The 16,824-nt window shown below is 50.1% G+C and carries 26 protein-coding genes; 6 read left to right on the forward strand and 20 right to left on the reverse strand.

Going from position 1 to position 16,824, the window contains the following annotated elements; genetic code table 11:
- The first annotated feature begins 340 nt into the window (after positions 1 to 340).
- Positions 341 to 910 (forward strand): gamma carbonic anhydrase family protein, encoded by a 570-nt coding sequence (locus tag JK223_RS06795; protein ID WP_212713464.1) that lies wholly within the window; start codon positions 341 to 343, stop codon positions 908 to 910.
- Here JK223_RS06795 and JK223_RS06800 read toward each other — a convergent pair.
- From JK223_RS06800 to dprA, 6 genes are read right to left on the reverse strand one after another with little or no spacing between them, the layout of a single operon-like run.
- On the reverse strand, positions 844 to 1,122 hold the full coding sequence (locus tag JK223_RS06800; protein ID WP_212713465.1) for a DUF1488 domain-containing protein: 279 nt from the start codon (positions 1,120 to 1,122) through the stop codon (positions 844 to 846). The genes JK223_RS06795 and JK223_RS06800 overlap by 67 nt on opposite strands.
- Positions 1,119 to 1,934: a shikimate dehydrogenase gene (aroE, locus tag JK223_RS06805; RefSeq protein ID WP_212713466.1), complete on the reverse strand. Its 816-nt coding sequence runs from the start codon at positions 1,932 to 1,934 to the stop codon at positions 1,119 to 1,121. The genes JK223_RS06800 and aroE overlap by 4 nt, the downstream gene beginning before the upstream one ends.
- A gap of 3 nt (positions 1,935 to 1,937) precedes the next feature.
- A complete protein-coding gene (gene tsaC / locus JK223_RS06810) occupies positions 1,938 to 2,504 on the reverse strand; it encodes an L-threonylcarbamoyladenylate synthase type 1 TsaC (RefSeq protein ID WP_212713467.1) in 567 nt (188 codons plus the stop codon).
- Positions 2,505 to 2,512: 8 nt separating this feature from the next.
- Positions 2,513 to 3,067 carry a type I DNA topoisomerase gene (locus tag JK223_RS06815; RefSeq protein WP_212713468.1) on the reverse strand — a complete coding sequence of 185 codons (555 nt, stop codon included), beginning with the start codon at positions 3,065 to 3,067 and terminating at the stop codon, positions 2,513 to 2,515.
- Between the two features lie 24 nt (positions 3,068 to 3,091).
- Positions 3,092 to 3,565 carry a DUF494 family protein Smg gene (gene smg / locus JK223_RS06820; RefSeq protein ID WP_212713469.1) on the reverse strand — a complete coding sequence of 158 codons (474 nt, stop codon included), beginning with the start codon at positions 3,563 to 3,565 and terminating at the stop codon, positions 3,092 to 3,094.
- A complete protein-coding gene (gene dprA, locus JK223_RS06825; protein WP_212713470.1) occupies positions 3,537 to 4,661 on the reverse strand; it encodes a DNA-protecting protein DprA in 1,125 nt (374 codons plus the stop codon). Before dprA ends, smg begins: the two co-directional genes overlap by 29 nt.
- 116 nt (positions 4,662 to 4,777) lie before the next feature.
- On the opposite strand from dprA, the gene def reads away from it, so the two are divergent.
- The 5 genes from def to mscL all read left to right on the forward strand — a co-directional run bounded on the left by def (position 4,778) and on the right by mscL (position 9,552).
- Positions 4,778 to 5,290, forward strand: coding sequence for a peptide deformylase (def, locus tag JK223_RS06830; RefSeq protein WP_212713471.1), 513 nt, complete (start codon positions 4,778 to 4,780; stop codon positions 5,288 to 5,290).
- A gap of 20 nt (positions 5,291 to 5,310) precedes the next feature.
- On the forward strand, positions 5,311 to 6,255 hold the full coding sequence (gene fmt / locus JK223_RS06835; protein WP_212713472.1) for a methionyl-tRNA formyltransferase: 945 nt from the start codon (positions 5,311 to 5,313) through the stop codon (positions 6,253 to 6,255).
- 49 nt (positions 6,256 to 6,304) lie between these two features.
- Positions 6,305 to 7,597, forward strand: coding sequence for a 16S rRNA (cytosine(967)-C(5))-methyltransferase RsmB (gene rsmB / locus JK223_RS06840; RefSeq protein WP_212713473.1), 1,293 nt, complete (start codon positions 6,305 to 6,307; stop codon positions 7,595 to 7,597).
- 20 nt (positions 7,598 to 7,617) lie between these two features.
- Positions 7,618 to 8,994: a Trk system potassium transporter TrkA gene (trkA, locus tag JK223_RS06845; RefSeq protein ID WP_212713474.1), complete on the forward strand. Its 1,377-nt coding sequence runs from the start codon at positions 7,618 to 7,620 to the stop codon at positions 8,992 to 8,994.
- 162 nt (positions 8,995 to 9,156) lie between these two features.
- Entirely contained in the window at positions 9,157 to 9,552 is a 396-nt protein-coding gene (gene mscL, locus JK223_RS06850; protein ID WP_025902026.1) for a large-conductance mechanosensitive channel protein MscL, read from the forward strand.
- Here mscL and JK223_RS06855 read toward each other — a convergent pair.
- From JK223_RS06855 to rplF, 14 genes are all read right to left on the reverse strand, one after another.
- A complete protein-coding gene (locus JK223_RS06855; protein WP_212713475.1) occupies positions 9,532 to 9,804 on the reverse strand; it encodes an alternative ribosome-rescue factor A in 273 nt (90 codons plus the stop codon). The genes mscL and JK223_RS06855 overlap by 21 nt on opposite strands.
- A gap of 20 nt (positions 9,805 to 9,824) precedes the next feature.
- Positions 9,825 to 10,196, reverse strand: coding sequence for a DnaJ family domain-containing protein (locus JK223_RS06860; RefSeq protein ID WP_212713476.1), 372 nt, complete (start codon positions 10,194 to 10,196; stop codon positions 9,825 to 9,827).
- A 95-nt stretch (positions 10,197 to 10,291) separates the two neighbouring features.
- Positions 10,292 to 10,678 (reverse strand): 50S ribosomal protein L17, encoded by a 387-nt coding sequence (gene rplQ, locus JK223_RS06865; RefSeq protein WP_025902028.1) that lies wholly within the window; start codon positions 10,676 to 10,678, stop codon positions 10,292 to 10,294.
- 40 nt (positions 10,679 to 10,718) lie between these two features.
- On the reverse strand, positions 10,719 to 11,708 hold the full coding sequence (gene rpoA / locus JK223_RS06870; protein WP_025902029.1) for a DNA-directed RNA polymerase subunit alpha: 990 nt from the start codon (positions 11,706 to 11,708) through the stop codon (positions 10,719 to 10,721).
- A gap of 26 nt (positions 11,709 to 11,734) precedes the next feature.
- Positions 11,735 to 12,355, reverse strand: coding sequence for a 30S ribosomal protein S4 (gene rpsD / locus JK223_RS06875; protein ID WP_025902030.1), 621 nt, complete (start codon positions 12,353 to 12,355; stop codon positions 11,735 to 11,737).
- 32 nt (positions 12,356 to 12,387) lie between these two features.
- The gene (rpsK, locus tag JK223_RS06880; RefSeq protein ID WP_025902031.1) at positions 12,388 to 12,777 is read right to left on the reverse strand and encodes a 30S ribosomal protein S11; all 390 of its coding nucleotides are present in this window, start codon (positions 12,775 to 12,777) and stop codon (positions 12,388 to 12,390) included.
- A gap of 16 nt (positions 12,778 to 12,793) precedes the next feature.
- A complete protein-coding gene (gene rpsM / locus JK223_RS06885; protein WP_212713477.1) occupies positions 12,794 to 13,150 on the reverse strand; it encodes a 30S ribosomal protein S13 in 357 nt (118 codons plus the stop codon).
- A gap of 146 nt (positions 13,151 to 13,296) precedes the next feature.
- Positions 13,297 to 13,413 (reverse strand): 50S ribosomal protein L36, encoded by a 117-nt coding sequence (gene rpmJ, locus JK223_RS06890; RefSeq protein WP_004160566.1) that lies wholly within the window; start codon positions 13,411 to 13,413, stop codon positions 13,297 to 13,299.
- 32 nt (positions 13,414 to 13,445) lie between these two features.
- The gene (gene secY / locus JK223_RS06895) at positions 13,446 to 14,777 is read right to left on the reverse strand and encodes a preprotein translocase subunit SecY (RefSeq protein WP_212713478.1); all 1,332 of its coding nucleotides are present in this window, start codon (positions 14,775 to 14,777) and stop codon (positions 13,446 to 13,448) included.
- A gap of 8 nt (positions 14,778 to 14,785) precedes the next feature.
- A complete protein-coding gene (gene rplO / locus JK223_RS06900; protein WP_212713479.1) occupies positions 14,786 to 15,220 on the reverse strand; it encodes a 50S ribosomal protein L15 in 435 nt (144 codons plus the stop codon).
- 3 nt (positions 15,221 to 15,223) lie between these two features.
- Positions 15,224 to 15,403, reverse strand: coding sequence for a 50S ribosomal protein L30 (rpmD, locus tag JK223_RS06905; protein ID WP_004846568.1), 180 nt, complete (start codon positions 15,401 to 15,403; stop codon positions 15,224 to 15,226).
- A gap of 5 nt (positions 15,404 to 15,408) precedes the next feature.
- A complete protein-coding gene (rpsE, locus tag JK223_RS06910) occupies positions 15,409 to 15,909 on the reverse strand; it encodes a 30S ribosomal protein S5 (protein ID WP_025902035.1) in 501 nt (166 codons plus the stop codon).
- A gap of 14 nt (positions 15,910 to 15,923) precedes the next feature.
- Positions 15,924 to 16,277 (reverse strand): 50S ribosomal protein L18, encoded by a 354-nt coding sequence (gene rplR, locus JK223_RS06915; RefSeq protein ID WP_025902036.1) that lies wholly within the window; start codon positions 16,275 to 16,277, stop codon positions 15,924 to 15,926.
- Positions 16,278 to 16,286: 9 nt separating this feature from the next.
- The gene (gene rplF, locus JK223_RS06920; RefSeq protein WP_025902037.1) at positions 16,287 to 16,820 is read right to left on the reverse strand and encodes a 50S ribosomal protein L6; all 534 of its coding nucleotides are present in this window, start codon (positions 16,818 to 16,820) and stop codon (positions 16,287 to 16,289) included.
- Between the last annotated feature and the right edge of the window lie 4 nt (positions 16,821 to 16,824).

Raw genomic sequence — 16,824 nt, forward strand, 5'->3', positions numbered from 1 at the left:
TCGCGCTTTGCCGTGTCAGTGGGAGCGCATTATAGGGAGATAATTTTTTCTGACAAGGGTTTATTTCAAATAAATTACCGAATGGCGATATTTCATGCTTTCCGGGCAACAAACCAGCGAAATACGCAGTTTTATTCATCACCGGGGCTGTTTTACTCATTAACCAGGGGTCTCAATCGCCGTTTTACTCACGCAAATACACACGTTAATCCCGCTGCCAGGCATAAATAGTGCAAATAAAATCTCTCCCTTGTTGTACAAACAGTATTACCTCACCCCATTTCCGGCCACCAGCCCTGGATTGATGTGGGTACCTTGTATCAACCAGGAGCATTTCCTTATGTCTGCAGATGTACTTCGCTCTTTTCAGGGAAACGTCCCGGCCACAGGGTTGCGGGTCATGCTGGACCCTTCCTGTGTCGTCATCGGTGATGTCCTTATCGGTGATGATGCCAGTCTCTGGCCTCTGGTTGTTGCCAGAGGGGATGTAAACCGGATAACCATTGGCGCCAGAAGCAATATTCAGGATGGCTCTATTCTCCATGTGACTCACCGCTCACCGGCAAATCCTCAGGGCTATCCTTTAGAGATTGGCGATGATGTCACCGTGGGGCACAAAGCAATGCTGCACGGGTGTACGATCAGAGATCGGGTACTGGTCGGGATGGGGAGTATTATTCTGGATAATGCCTATATAGAAGAGAATGTCATGATCGGTGCCGGAAGTCTGGTACCTCCGGGGAGACTGCTGGTCAGCGGGTACCTGTACCTGGGCAGTCCGGTCCGGCAAATCCGTCGCCTGACTGACGACGAAGAACAGAGCCTGCTTTACTCTGCTGCCAATTACGTTAAATGGAAAGACGTCTGTTTATCGGAACAGAGCCAGAACCAGCCGTCGGCATCGTCCTGACCGGTAGCAATCAGTGCTTCGGCTTCTTCTTCAAGATCCCAGCGGTATTGCCGGAAAATTTCCAGTGCCTGCCCTTCGCCGTATCGCTGAAATAATTCCGTTGCGGTGATGGCACACCAGAGCTGCATGCCATGATGCAAGGCCGGGAAGCACACAGCCTGCCGTTCTGCATTCCATTCTTCGCGATCCGGAAACTGTAGTGCCTGATTCATGCCTGCAGCGCCTGTTTCACCGCGGTGATCACCGGCCCGATATCCGGCATCACCCCGTGCCATAATTTAAACGCATGCGCGGCCTGAGATACCAGCATACCGACACCGTCCGAAAGAGACGTCACCCCGTGCTGTGCCGCCATCGCCAGGAAAGGAGTCTGGCCCTGCTGATAAAACATATCGTAACAACGGGTATGGGGAGTGAAGATATCTGCCGGAAGCTGAGGAACCTCCCCGCTGACGCCACTGGAGGTTGCATTAATAATGAGATCGTATTCCTGCAGTAACTTATTATGTTCACTGGCCAGAATAGTTCCTGCATGCCGGTAGGTTTCCACCAGCGTTTCCGCTCTGGATAACGTACGGTTCGTGATTGTTATACGGCACCCGTAGTCCAGTAACGGCAGGATCACCCCGCGGGCCGCTCCGCCTGCTCCCACCAGCAATATATGCGAGTCTGGCGCGATCATCCCTTGCCGTTGCAGATCACTGAGCAAGCCAATCCCGTCAGTGTTATCTCCGAGCAGTCTGCCGTCCGGCTCTTTCCTGAGAGTATTAACCGCTTTTGATAAAGCCGCGCGATCGGTTAACTCGTCCGCCATAGCACAGGCTTCCTGCTTGAAGGGCAGCGTGACATTGGCTCCCCGGCCACCGGCATTGAAAAACTCACGAGCTGTCGGGACAAACTGATCCATCGGGGCACATATCCGGCCATAAGTGTGTTCTATGCCTGTCTGACGGGCAAACAGCTGGTGAATGAAAGGTGACTTACTGTGATTGATCGGGTGACCAAAAACGACGAATTGTTCCATTATCTACCCCTGACGAATAAGTTCACCGGTAATAACATTACGGATCTCTGACGGATTCAGGCGCCCGCCGGTTTCTCCCTGCAGAACAGGAAAATCATGACCAAACCGCTCCGTAACTTCCTGCACATTCCGGCAAGGCTCCTGACCGGAAAAATTCGCGCTGGTAGAGACTAACGGCTTCCCGTAGGCCAGACACAGTTCCTGAACATCAGGATGGTTACTGACGCGGATAGCCAGAGAGTCAAACTGACCTCTTAACCATCGGGGAGCACGGGAAGGTACCACGAAAGTCACCGGCCCGGGCCAGTGTGAGAACATCCGCTCTCTTTGTTCATCAGTCAGTAACTCATCACTGATATAAGGCAGCAGTTGCTGGTAATTAGCCGCGATCAGGATCAATCCTTTTTCTGCAGGACGTGACTTAATTTGCAGCAGAGCGTTAACAGCCTGTTCACTGTCAGGGTCACACCCTAACCCGAACACGGCCTCCGTCGGATACGCAATAACAGCATTCTTTTCCAATGACTCAATACACACGCGCAGAGAATCTGATGATAACGGGTTATACATGATAGGTATTATTTCTCTTCAGTCTTGTCGGGAACAGGCTTACCACAAAGCTTACTGGCGCAGATAAGCCTCAGACCATTTGCGGTTTTCTTTTCAGCTAATAACGGAAAGTGGCAAAACGGACATTCTCCCGCCACCGGACGGGCATTAACCACAAACTGGCATTCCGGATAGCGGCTGCAGGCATGGAAATACTTACCGTATCGTGAACGACGCTGGATCAGATGTCCCTGCTGACACTCCGGACAGGTAATGCCCGTATCATCCGGCCGGTCAATAGTTTCACTGTGTGAGCACTCAGGATAACGGCTGCACGCGATGAACATCCCATAACGCCCCTGGCGCAACGCTTTATCGGCGCCACATTCCGGACAAGGTATCCCTTCGAGGATTTTAATCAGATGCCCTTCATTACGGGCCCCCAGGGGGCGGATGTAATGACACTCCGGGTATCGGGAACACCCGGCGAAAGGACCATGTTTACCTGAACGTATCACCAGTTCTGCCCCGCATTCGGGGCAGTTATCCTGATGACGGACAGCAAACAGTGCTGTTTTATTCATAATTTTGCTATAGCGAAGAAAATATCAATGCAGAATACTGTCATTAGCGTCGAAAAGTAACTCTTCCATTTGCTGGTAGGCATCTTCACAACCCGGAATGTTGAACAGCACCATCAGTACGACCCACTTGAGATCATCGAGGGCAAACTCCAGGGAGTCGAGTGCAGTCACCCGCTCAATAACCATTTCGCGGGTATCGAGGTTCAGTACCTGCACCTGCTCCAGGAACAATAAAAACCCCCGGCAATCCGCATCCAGCTTCTGACACTCTTCAGCGGTATAAATACGCATCGAGAGCGGGTCACTGGACATCTGGATAGGCTCGACCAATCCTTCCTGATAATCAGCAAGTTTCTCCAGCCATTGCAATGCATTACTGATATCTTCCTGATTAAATCCGGCATCCGTCAGGTCATCTGTCAGCCTTTCCTGGTCAACCTGCGTGTCAGTCTCGGTATGGATATAGGTCTCAAACAAGTACATAAGTACGTCGAACATGGCATGCCCTCCTTAAACGGACATAGCCGCCGGGTACAGCTGCGATCCATCCTGCTAACTCCAGCTCAAGCAAAGCAGTTGCAATCACTGGCACAGGTTGGCCGGCACGTTCAGCGACGACGTCAACAGGTGTAACCTCATCTTCTACGTTAGCCAACACATCAGCAAATGGCAATGGAACAGTGCCCTCCCCGGGTGAATTTATTTCCTCAGACGCTGAAAACCGCAAAGAATGATAACCCGTCTGCAAATCCTCCAGCAGATCGTTAGGGTGCGATACCAGTAATGCCCCTTGTCTGATAAGCCAGTGTGTGCCTTCAGTTTCGGGTTTACCCAGCGGGCCGGGGATCGCGTATATATTGCGGTTTTGCTCCAGAGCATAACGGGCCGTGATCAATGACCCGCTTTTTAACCCGGCTTCCACCACTAATACACCCAGACTGAGGCCACTGATGATACGGTTACGACGAGGGAAATGCCCGGGGAGAGGAGGCGTCATCAGCGGGAACTCAGAGACCAGCGCCCCTCCCTGCGCCACAATCTCATGGCTGAGAGACCGGTGCCGGGCAGGATACAGGTTCATTAAACCGCTACCGATGACCGCGATAGTTTTTCCTTTGCAGGACAGAGCCGCCCGGTGTGCAACTCCGTCGATCCCTAAAGCCAGACCGCTGGTAATAGTCATTCCGCTCAATGAGAGCGATTCTGAGAAAAATGTTCCCCAATGTTCACCATAGCGAGTACTCCGCCGGCTACCAACCACCGCTATCTGAGCCGCGGAGAGTACCGCCGGATCGCCCTCGACAAACAGACAGAACGGAGGGGCGGCAATTTCTGTCAGTCGCCGTGGATAACGGGGATCCGATAATGTCAGAAAATGATGGTTTTCGCACTTTAACCACTTCTGCACCAGCTCAAGCGCTTTTTCACTGAGACTCAGGAACTGCTGACGCTGTTTTTGGTTGAAGCCAGCCACGTGAGACAACGATGCCGCTGTACCTGACAGCCGCGATAACTTTTCGGCCATCGTCTGGCGGTCTTCTGCCTTTATTCCTTCTACTGCCGCAAGACGTAACCCTATTTCAGTAATGTCCATACGATGATCCCTGTGCCGGCACTTTTATCCCGTCAGCAATACTGTCAATCGCACAATGAAACGTCTACAATATGAGGTAGTCAACTTATATATTACGAATAAAGATCCGGATATTTATGTCAGTTTTACAGGTATTACATTTCCCTGACGAGCGACTGCGTACCGTTGCTGCGCCAGTAAAAGAAGTCAACGCCGATATTCAGCGCATTGTCGATGATATGTTCGAAACAATGTATGCGGAAGAAGGTATCGGGCTGGCCGCAACTCAGGTCGATATTCACCAGCGAATCATTGTGATTGATGTTTCTGAGAACCGCGATGAGAAACTGGTGCTGATTAACCCTGAACTCCTTGAGTCCAGTGGTGAGACCGGCATCGAAGAGGGCTGTCTGTCCATTCCTGAACAACGTGCGCTGGTTCCACGTGCAGAGCGGGTAAAAATACGTGCCCTGGACCGTGAAGGTAAGAGCTATGAGCTCGAAACGGATGGTCTGCTGGCTATCTGTATTCAGCATGAGATGGACCATCTGATGGGTAAACTGTTCGTCGATTACCTGTCTCCGCTTAAGCGCCAGCGTATCCGTCAGAAACTGGAAAAACTCGCCCGTCAGACAACCCGGGCGTCCTGAACCTCCGAAAAGGGATGATTGTGTCCGACTCGTTGAAAATTATTTTTGCCGGCACTCCTGATTTTGCAGCGCGTCATCTTGACGCGCTGCTTGCTTCAGAGCATCAGGTGGTCGGTGTATTCACTCAGCCCGACCGCCCGGCCGGACGGGGCAAAAAGTTAGTGGCAAGTCCGGTGAAAACACTGGCTGAATCACACCAAATTCCCGTATTCCAGCCCGCCTCGCTTCGGCCTCCTGAAAACCAGCAGCTGGTTGCAGATCTGAATGCCGATATCATGGTGGTGGTGGCTTATGGCCTCCTGTTGCCGGAATCTGTACTGGCGCTGCCCCGGCTGGGATGTATCAATGTCCACGGGTCACTTCTGCCACGCTGGCGTGGTGCGGCACCTATCCAGCGTGCGTTGTGGGCGGGTGATGATGAGACAGGAATTACTATCATGCAGATGGATGCAGGGCTGGATACTGGCGATATGCTGGTGAAGCTCACCTGCCCTATCCGCCTGACAGATACCAGCGCTTCTTTGTATGACACCCTGGCGCAACTCGGCCCACAGGGAATGCTGACCACATTGCAGCAGCTGGCTGACGGCAGCGCGGTTGCCGTGAAACAAGATGATGCACTGGCAACCTATGCCAAAAAGCTCAGCAAAGAAGAAGCCCGTCTGAACTGGACACTCTCCGCTGAACAGCTTGAGAGGTGTATTCGGGCATTCAATCCGTGGCCGGTGAGCTACTTTGTGCTGGATGAACAACCGATTAAAGTCTGGCAGGCATCGGTATTACCCCATCAGGATCTGCAACCCGGTACGATTGTTCAGACTGACAAGAACGGGATTCGGGTGGCAACCGCAGACGGCGTACTGCAACTTGAAATCCTGCAGCCTGCGGGTAAAAAACCAATGCAGGCAAGAGAGTTACTGAACTCGCGCCAGGAGTGGTTTATGCCCGGTGCTGTGCTGGCCTGAACCGGTTATAAATGTTCTGCCGGTAATACTGGTTAACTGAAGATATTCCATGAAAAAAACTACCAATCTGCGCAGTCTGGCAGCCCGTCTTATTGAACAGGTCGTCGATAAAGGGCAGTCGCTAAGCGCAATTCTTCCTGCCGCCCAAAAGAGCCTGAACGATAAAGACAGCGCCTTACTGCAGGAATTATGTTTCGGCGTCGTCCGTACTTTACCGCAACTGGATGCGTTAATCGGTAAGCTGATGGATCGGCCGATGACCGGCAAACAGCGAACGATTCACTACCTGTTAATGGTCGGTATTTATCAGATGCTTTATACGCGGATACCTGCCCATGCAATCCTCGCGGAAACCGTGGAAGGTGCCGTTGTACTGAAAAAACAGAGCCTGAAAGGACTGGTAAACGGGGTTTTACGTCAGTTCCAGCGCCGCCAGACAGAACTGACAGAGTCACTGGAGGGACAAAGCGTTAATCTTTGGCATCCCTCCTGGCTACTGAAACGTTTACAGGTAAGCTGGCCTGATCAATGGCAGCAGATTGTTCAGGCAAATAATCTCCGTCCCCCTATGTGGTTACGGGTAAACCGCCAGCATAACTCCCGTGATCAGTGGCTTGAATTACTGAACGCCCGGGAGATGACAGGCACTGCTGATACCTTATCGGAGGATGCGGTTCGTCTGGAGAAACCCGCAGGTGTGACACAGTTGCCAGGATTTGCTGACGGATGGGTAACGGTTCAGGATCTTTCGGCACAACGTTGTGCACAGTATCTCACTCCGGAAAACGGAGAAGATATCCTGGACCTGTGTGCAGCCCCGGGCGGGAAAACCACGCATATTCTTGAAATTGCCCCCGAAGCCAATGTACTGGCCGTCGACGTGGATGCACAGCGCCTTAGCAGAGTCACAGAAAATCTGGGCCGTCTGGGGATGCAGGCTGAAGTCAGACAAGGTGATGGCCGTACGCCGGCACTGTGGTGTGCAGAGCGCCAGTTTGATCGCATTCTGCTCGATGCACCTTGTTCCGCAACAGGGGTTATTCGCCGTCATCCGGATATTAAATGGCTGCGTCGTGACAGTGACATTGATGAGCTGGTACGGTTGCAGGCTGAGATACTGGATGCTATCTGGCCATACCTTAAACCCGGCGGCACGATGGTGTATGCAACCTGCTCCGTGTTACCGGAAGAAAACCATAAGCAGATGGCCGCATTTCTTGAGCGCCATGATGACGCGAAGCCTGAAACATTACCGGGCGGAGAGAAACATGGTCTGCAGGTCTTCCCTCAGGAACTGGGTGGTGACGGTTTTTTCTATGCTAAATTACTGAAGAATGCCTAACCCATAAGAGTGAAACGACGATGAAAATTATTATCCTGGGAGCCGGACAAGTCGGTGGCACACTGGCAGAAAACCTGGTGGGGGAAAATAACGATATCACTGTTGTTGATACCGATCCTGGCAGGTTACGTCACTTACAGGATAAGTTCGATCTCCGGGTGGTGAATGGCCCGGCGTCTCATCCCCGTGTGCTTCGTGAGGCGGGGGCTGAAGATGCCGATATGCTGGTTGCTGTTACCAGTTCCGATGAAACCAATATGGTTGCCTGCCAGATAGCTTACTCATTATTTAATACCCCTAACCGGATCGCGCGGATCCGTGCCGCGGAGTATTTGCGCGATAATGAGAAGTTATTTATTCCGGAAGCGATCCCAATCGATCATCTGATCTCACCTGAACAACTGGTGATCGATAATATCTATCGACTGATCGAGTATCCGGGCGCATTGCAGGTCGTGAATTTCGCCGGAGGCAAAGTCAGCCTTGGGGTAGTCAAGGCCTATTACGGGGGGCCGCTCATCGGTAACCCACTGTCTGTTATGCGCGAGCATATGCCGCACATCGAAAGCCGCGTCGCCGCCATCTTCCGCCAGGATAAACCTATCCGTCCGCAAGGCTCGACCGTCGTAGAAGCGGGTGATGAAGTCTTCTTCATTGCTGCAAATCAACATATTCGCGCCGTAATGAGCGAAATGCAGCGTCTGGAAAAGCCGTATAAACGTATCATGCTGGTAGGTGGCGGTAATATCGGTTTTGGCCTGGCACAACAGCTGGAAAAACAGTACAGCGTAAAGCTGATTGAACGTAATCCGCAGCGAGCAGCAGAACTGGCCGAATTACTCAACGATACGATCGTCTTTTACGGAGATGCCTCTGACCAGGAATTACTGGCAGAAGAGCATATCGACCAGATTGACCTGTTTATTGCCGTCACCAATGATGATGAAGCTAATATCATGTCAGCTATGCTGGCGAAAAAGATGGGGGCAAAAAAGGCGATGGTACTGATACAACGCCGTGCCTATGTCGATCTGGTCCAAAGCAGCGTGATTGATATTGCTATTTCTCCACAACAGGCAACAATTTCTGCATTGCTTGGCCATGTCCGTAAAGCAGATATTGTCAGTGTTTCTTCACTGCGCAGGGGGATTGCTGAAGCCATTGAGGCTATTGCTCATGGAGATGAAACAACCTCACGAGTGGTAGGGCGCACTGTCAGTGAAATTAAACTGCCACCGGGCACAATTATTGGCGCAATTGTACGTGGTGAGGAAGTCATGATTGCAAACGATAGTGTCAGAATCGAGCAAGGCGATCATGTCATCATGTTCCTGACGGATAAAAAATTCGTGTCAGATGTAGAGAAGCTATTCCAGCCGAGTCCGTTCTTCCTGTAAAAATCTCCGCCAAAGGGACCTTATCCGGCTGAAGAAAACAGGGGTTAGGCTTTGTGCTGGCTGCAATGTAAAAAAGAGTAAAACAGTTAGGTCGTGTTTGTGGAAAAAATACCATTAGTTAACTAGAATCAGGTTTAACTTAATCTTTAGTCGGGTGATAACATGAGTTTAATGAAAGAATTTCGCGATTTTGCGATGCGTGGAAATGTAGTAGATCTGGCAGTCGGTGTGGTTATCGGTGCTGCGTTTGGTAAAATCGTATCTTCTTTAGTCGCTAACATCATCATGCCGCCACTGGGCTTACTGATTGGTGGGATAGATTTCAAACAATTTAAATGGGTACTTAAAGCTGCTGATGGCACAACACCTGCAGTTGTCATGGACTACGGTGTCTTTATTCAGTCTGTCTTTGATTTTGTTATCATCGCTTTTGCCATTTTCCTGGTCATCAAGCTGATTAACAAACTCTATAAGAAAGAAGCGCCGGCACCTAAAGGCCCGTCAGTTGAAGAAACTCTGTTAACTGAAATCCGTGATTTACTGAAAGAAAAACAGTAATTCATCAGTGTTCATGGAAAGCCGCTCAATTAATGATTGAGCGGCTTTTTTTATGGATAAAAGAAAGGGCAATGAGAATTTCATATTTTCATTGCCCTCTCGTCCCTCCTGTCGGTTATTACGGTTTTTACGCCGATAACTTCCTTTCCCTTTTTTATTATTTTCGGTTCTCACACGAAAAAGCGGGTCATGTAACAATGCCTGGAGAGCATTATCAGTAATTACCCCTTTGGTGTGACGATAGCTGCCCATATAACCTCCGCATAGCGTCTCTATTCATTATTTAGCTGTCGGATGACAGTCGCACCGTAGTGACTATCATATAAAAAGTCTGTACTCAGACCTGCCTGACGTAATTTCTGTTCCAGTACACGTAATCTCTTATGATATTCCGCGGCCTGATGATCGTCAGGATCCAGTTGCTGTAACAGATCGACCAGTTCAAGCGCTTCACGACGGGATTCAAGTTCCGGAGGAAGATACCCGGAATTTTTTAACAGACGATAGGCCGTACGCAATTCCGCAGGGACCTGACTATCATCGTCAAGCAGAAGAGGCTTTCCTTCACCGTTCAAACCGGAAAGTTCACCTTTTTGCAAAGCTTCCTGAATGTGTCGCTCGGCCATCTGATCAATAAGCCACATAGGTGTCCTCCGGGGCAGGGCTGAATAGATATTATACACCACTTTTCTTCAGACAATAAAAAACCCGCCGAAGCGGGTTCTTTAATTACTGCAAATTACTCTGCAGTTGCTTCTGCTTGAGCTTCTGGACGATCAACCAGCTCGATGTATGCCATCGGAGCGTTGTCACCAGCACGGAAGCCACACTTCAGAATACGAGTGTAACCACCGGTACGGCTCGCGAAACGCGGGCCGAGCTCATTAAACAGTTTTGCAACGATCTCGTTATCACGAGTACGTGCGAATGCCAGACGACGATTAGCAACGCTATCAGTCTTGGCAAGAGTAATCAGCGGCTCAACTACGCGACGCAGCTCTTTGGCTTTCGGCAGAGTCGTCTTGATGATCTCATGACGAACCAGTGAACCAGCCATGTTACGGAACATAGCCTGACGATGGCTGCTGTTACGGTTCAGTTGACGACCACTCTTACGATGGCGCATGACCTTATCCTTCTCAGTGAAACCTTAACCTGTGATCCGGTTACTCATCAGCAATGCTTGCTGGTGGCCAGTTTTCCAGGCGCATGCCCAGAGACAGTCCACGCGAAGCCAGCACGTCTTTGATCTCGGTAAGAGATTTTTTCCCAAGGTTAGGCGTCTTAAGAAGCTCAACCTCAGTACGTTGTACCAGATCACCGATGTAGTGGATAGCTTCTGCCTTAAGGCAGTTAGCAGAGCGGACAGTCAATTCCAGATCGTCAACAGGGCGCAGCAGGATCGGATCGAATTCTGGTTTTTCTTCTTTCACTTCTGGCTGACGAACATCACGTAAGTCAACAAAAGCATCCAGTTGTTCAGCCAGAATGGTCGCCGCACGACGAATCGCCTCTTCAGGATCGATTGTGCCGTTGGTTTCCATTTCGATGACCAGCTTGTCCAGGTCGGTACGTTGCTCAACACGAGCTGCTTCAACATTGTAGGCAATACGATCTACAGGGCTGTAGCAAGCATCGACTAACAAACGACCGATTGGGCGCTCATCTTCTTCCGAATGAATTCGGGCAGAAGCCGGCACATAACCACGACCACGCTGAACTTTGATACGCATATTAATAGATGCGTTTTCATCGGTCAGGTGACAAATTACGTGCTGTGGCTTGACGATTTCGACATCACCATCATGGGTAATGTCGGCTGCAGTCACAGGGCCAATGCCAGATTTATTCAGGGTCAGGATGACATCATCTTTACCCTGAACTCTTACCGCCAGCCCTTTCAGGTTGAGCAGGATTTCCAGGATATCCTCCTGAACGCCCTCTTTGGTGCTGTACTCGTGGAGTACACCATCAATTTCAACCTCGGTCACCGCGCAACCCGGCATGGAAGAAAGCAGAATACGGCGCAGTGCATTACCTAAAGTATGGCCAAAGCCACGCTCTAAAGGCTCAAGGGTCACCTTGGCGTGCGTCGAACTCACTTGCTCGATATCTACCAGGCGCGGTTTTAGAAACTCTGTCACAGAACCCTGCATTGTGTCCTCTCTTTGGTACTCAAGCTTTATTTAGAGTAAAGCTCGATGATCAGGTGCTCGTTAATGTCCGCAGACAGATCAGTACGTTCTGGCTTACGCTTGAACACACCTTCCATCTTCGCTGCATCAACTTCCAGCCAGGTTGGCTTTTCACGCTGCTCAGCCAGCTCCAGAGCGGCCTTCACGCGAGATTGCTTTTTGGCTTTCTCACGGATGCTAACGACATCATTCGGAGATACCTGATAAGAAGCGATGTTAACAACGCGGCCATTTACCATAATCGCTTTATGGCTAACCAGCTGGCGTGCTTCAGCACGAGTGGCACCAAAGCCCATACGATAAACTACGTTATCCAGACGACCTTCCAGCAGAACCAGCAGGTTTTCACCTGTGTTGCCTTTCAGACGTGCTGCTTCTTTATAATAGTTACGGAATTGACGTTCCAGAACACCGTAGATACGACGAACTTTCTGTTTCTCACGTAACTGACCGCCGTAGTCAGACAGACGTGGCTTACGCGCACCGTGCTGACCTGGGGCTTGTTCAATTTTGCACTTGGTATCGATCGCGCGAACGCCAGACTTAAGGAATAAGTCGGTGCCCTCACGACGGCTCAGCTTGAGCTTAGGACCCAAATATCTTGCCATTTTCTTTCTCCAACTAACCTAAAAACGGGGCGTTAAACGCGACGTTTCTTCGGCGGACGACAACCGTTGTGAGGGATCGGAGTCACATCAGTAATATTAGTGATGCGGAAACCAGCGGCGTTCAGAGCACGAATAGTTGATTCGCGACCCGGACCCGGACCCTTAACCATAACTTCCAGGTTCTTAATACCGTAATCTTTTACAGCTTCTGCACAGCGCTCTGCAGCGACCTGAGCAGCAAACGGAGTAGATTTACGTGAACCGCGGAAACCGGAACCACCGGCGGTTGCCCAACCCAGCGCATTACCCTGACGATCAGTGATAGTAACGATGGTGTTGTTAAAAGATGCATGGATATGAGCCACGCCATCTGAGACTTGTTTTCTTACACGCTTACGTGCACGAACTGGTGCCTTTGCCATTATTTACCCACCCCGATTATTTCTTGATCGGTTTGCGCGGACCCTTACGGGTACGTGCATTGGTCTTGGTACGCTGACCGCGAACCGGAAGACCACGACGATGACGCAAACCACGGTAGCAGCCAAGGTCCATAAGACGCTTGATGCTCAGGGTAACTTCACGACGCAGATCACCTTCAACAACGAACTTGCCAACTGCTTCACGCAGTTGCTCAATCTGTTCTTCAGACAGCTCACTGATCTTAACATGTTCAGCAATACCCGTTGAGGCACAAATGGCCTTAGAACGAGTTTTACCGATACCGAAAATCGAAGTTAATGCGATAACGGTATGTTTATGATCAGGAATGTTAATGCCTGCTATACGGGCCACTATGCACTCCTATTACTTATTAACTGCGTGCCATTCTGAAAAGCCCGTTTTCAGGATACTCAAATGGGAACGCAATAACATACAAAAGATTGGCTGGCTAATCTAGCCAGCTCAACCCGACTTTGCAAGAAAAATATGCGAAAAAATCAGCCCTGGCGCTGTTTATGCTTAGGCTCGGCACTACAAATCACACGTACGACACCGTCGCGGCGGATGATTTTGCAGTTACGACATAATTTCTTGACGGAAGCACGAACTTTCATTTTTACTCTCCGTAACTTCTCAAGCTCCTGAATTAACGGCCGTAGCCTTTCAGGTTTGCTTTCTTCAATGCAGACTCATATTGACTCGACATCATCAGAGTTTGCACTTGAGCCATAAAGTCCATGATGACGACAACTACAATCAGCAGTGAAGTACCGCCGAAGTAGAAGGGGACATTCATCGCCTCACGCATGAACTCCGGGATCAGACAGATAAAAGTAATATACAAAGCGCCAACTAATGTTAAACGCGTCATTACTTTATCGATATACCTGGCCGTTTGCTCTCCCGGACGAATTCCCGGTACGAATGCACCAGACTTCTTCAGGTTATCTGCTGTTTCACGTGGGTTGAAAACCAACGCCGTGTAGAAGAAACAGAAGAAGATGATTGCAGTCGCATAGAGTAGCACATAAAGCGGCTGACCTGGCTGTAAATACATAGAAATAGTAGTCAGCCAGTTCCAGCCGGTACCGCCCCCGAACCAGGACGCAATTGTCGCCGGAAACAGGATGATGCTGGAAGCAAAGATTGCCGGGATAACACCCGCCATATTTACTTTCAACGGTAAATGTGTGCTCTGTGCAGCGTAAACGCGGCGACCTTGTTGACGTTTAGCGTAGTTCACCACAATGCGGCGTTGACCACGTTCAACGAAGATAACAAAGAAAGTCACTGCAAATACGAGAACTGCAACCAACAGCAACAGGAGGAAGTTCAGGTCACCCTGCCGTGCCTGCTCAATGGTATGGCCAATGGCCTGCGGTAAGCCCGCAACAATACCAGCAAAAATAATGATCGAGATACCGTTACCAATACCTCGTTCAGTAATTTGCTCACCTAACCACATCAGGAACATTGTCCCGGTGACCAGGCTGACAACAGCCGTAAAGTAGAATGCCAGACCCGGATTTAACACCAGGCCTTGCATACCAGGCATATTCGGCAGACCGGTAGCAATACCGACTGCCTGGAATATAGCCAGGACTAACGTTGCATAGCGGGTATACTGGCTTATCTTACGACGTCCAGCCTCCCCTTCTTTCTTAATTTCTGCTAACGCCGGATGAACCACCGTTAACAGCTGGATAATAATAGAGGCCGAAATATACGGCATAATACCCAGGGCAAAGATAGAAGCACGGCTAAGTGCACCACCAGAGAACATGTTGAACATTTCAATGATGGTGCCACGCTGTTGCTCAAGCAGTTTGGCAAGGACTGTGGCATCAATACCAGGGATTGGAATAAAAGAGCCAATTCGGAAGACAATCAGTGCACCTATAACAAACATCAGTCTGCGTTTCAGTTCACCTATCCCACCCTTGGCACTTTGAAAATCTAATCCTGGTTGTTTAGCCATCAGCTCACTTAGTCCTCAATTTTACCGCCAGCAGCTTCGATTGCAGCACGAGCACCTTTAGTGACACGCAGACCACGAACCGTTACCGGAGCAGAAACTTCGCCAGACAGAATAACTTTCGCGAATTCAATCTGAATTCCGATAATGTTAGCTGCTTTCAGCGTGTTCAGATCGACAATACCGCCTTCTACTTTCGCAAGGTCAGACAGACGAACTTCGGCTGTGACCATTGATTTGCGAGAAGTGAAACCAAATTTTGGCAGACGACGGTATAAAGGCATCTGGCCACCCTCGAAACCGCGACGTACGCCACCGCCAGAACGTGAGTTCTGACCTTTGTGACCACGACCACCGGTTTTACCGAGACCGGAACCAATACCACGACCCAGACGTTTGGAAGCGTGCTTAGACCCTTCGGCCGGAGACAGAGTATTTAAACGCATCTCTTACTCCTCCACTTTAACCATGTAGGAAACCGCGTTAACCATACCGCGAACCGCAGGAGTATCCTCACGTTCTACAGTATGACCAATGCGACGCAGACCCAGGCCAAGCAGTGTTGCCTTATGTTTAGGCAGACGACCGATTGCACTACGGGTTTGAGTAATTTTAATAGTCTTTGCCATGATAATTACCCCAGAATTTCTTCGACGGTTTTACCACGCTTAGCAGCGACCATCTCAGGAGAATTCATATTGCTCAGGCCATCAATAGTTGCACGAACCACGTTGATCGGGTTAGTAGAACCATAGGTTTTAGCCAGTACGTTATGAATTCCGGCGACTTCCAGAACGGCGCGCATTGCACCACCGGCGATGATACCAGTACCTTCTGAAGCCGGCTGCATGAATACGCGGGAACCTGTGTGAACACCTTTAACAGGGTGCTGCAGGGTACCGTTATTCAGCGCGACATTAACCATGTTGCGACGGGCTTTTTCCATCGCTTTCTGGATAGCTGCTGGAACTTCACGCGCTTTACCGTAACCAAAACCAACGCGACCGTTACCATCACCCACTACAGTCAGAGCTGTGAAGGAGAAGATACGACCACCTTTAACGGTTTTAGATACACGGTTTACCGCGATCAGTTTTTCCTGCAGTTCGCCAGCTTGTTTCTCGATGTGTGACATCCTAGACCTCTACCTTAGAACTGAAGGCCAGCTTCACGGGCAGCATCTGCCAGTGCCTGGACACGACCATGATATTGGAAACCAGAGCGATCGAAAGAAACAGCAGTGATGCCTTTCTCTACAGCGCGTTCTGCGATTGCTTTACCAACAGCAATTGCAGCGTCTTTATTTCCAGTGTACTTCAGTTGTTCAGAGATAGCTTTTTCTACAGTAGAAGCAGCAACCAGAACTTCGGAACCGTTCGGAGCGATTACCTGTGCGTAAATATGACGCGGGGTACGATGTACCACCAGGCGAGTAGCACCCAGCTCTTTGAGCTTGCGACGTGCACGGGTCGCACGACGGATACGAGCAGATTTCTTATCCATAGTGTTACCTTACTTCTTCTTAGCCTCTTTGGTACGCACGACTTCGTCGGCGTAACGGACACCCTTGCCTTTATAAGGCTCAGGACGACGGTAGGCGCGCAAGTCAGCTGCAACCTGGCCGATCACCTGCTTATCAGCGCCTTTCAGCACGATTTCAGTTTGAGTCGGACACTCGGCAGTGATGCCTGCAGGCAGCTGATGTTCAACCGGGTGTGAAAAACCCAGTGACAGATTAACTGCATTGCCTTTAACAGCAGCACGATAACCAACACCAACCAGCTGCAGCTTCTTGGTGAAGCCTTCGGTAACACCGATAACCATTGAGTTCAGCAGCGCACGAGTCGTACCTGCCTGAGCCCAACCATCTGCAAAACCTTCGCGTGGAGCGAAAGTCAGCTGATTGTCAGCCTGCTTAACTTCAACAGCTTTATTGATAGTACGAGCCAGCTCGCCGTTTTTACCTTTTACCGAAATTTCCTGACCGTTGAGTTTTACCTCTACGCCGGCAGGAATAACGACAGGTGCTTTAGCAACACGAGACATTGAA

This window comes from Tatumella sp. JGM118 (genome assembly GCF_018257515.1).
Classification (GTDB): domain Bacteria; phylum Pseudomonadota; class Gammaproteobacteria; order Enterobacterales; family Enterobacteriaceae; genus Tatumella; species Tatumella terrea.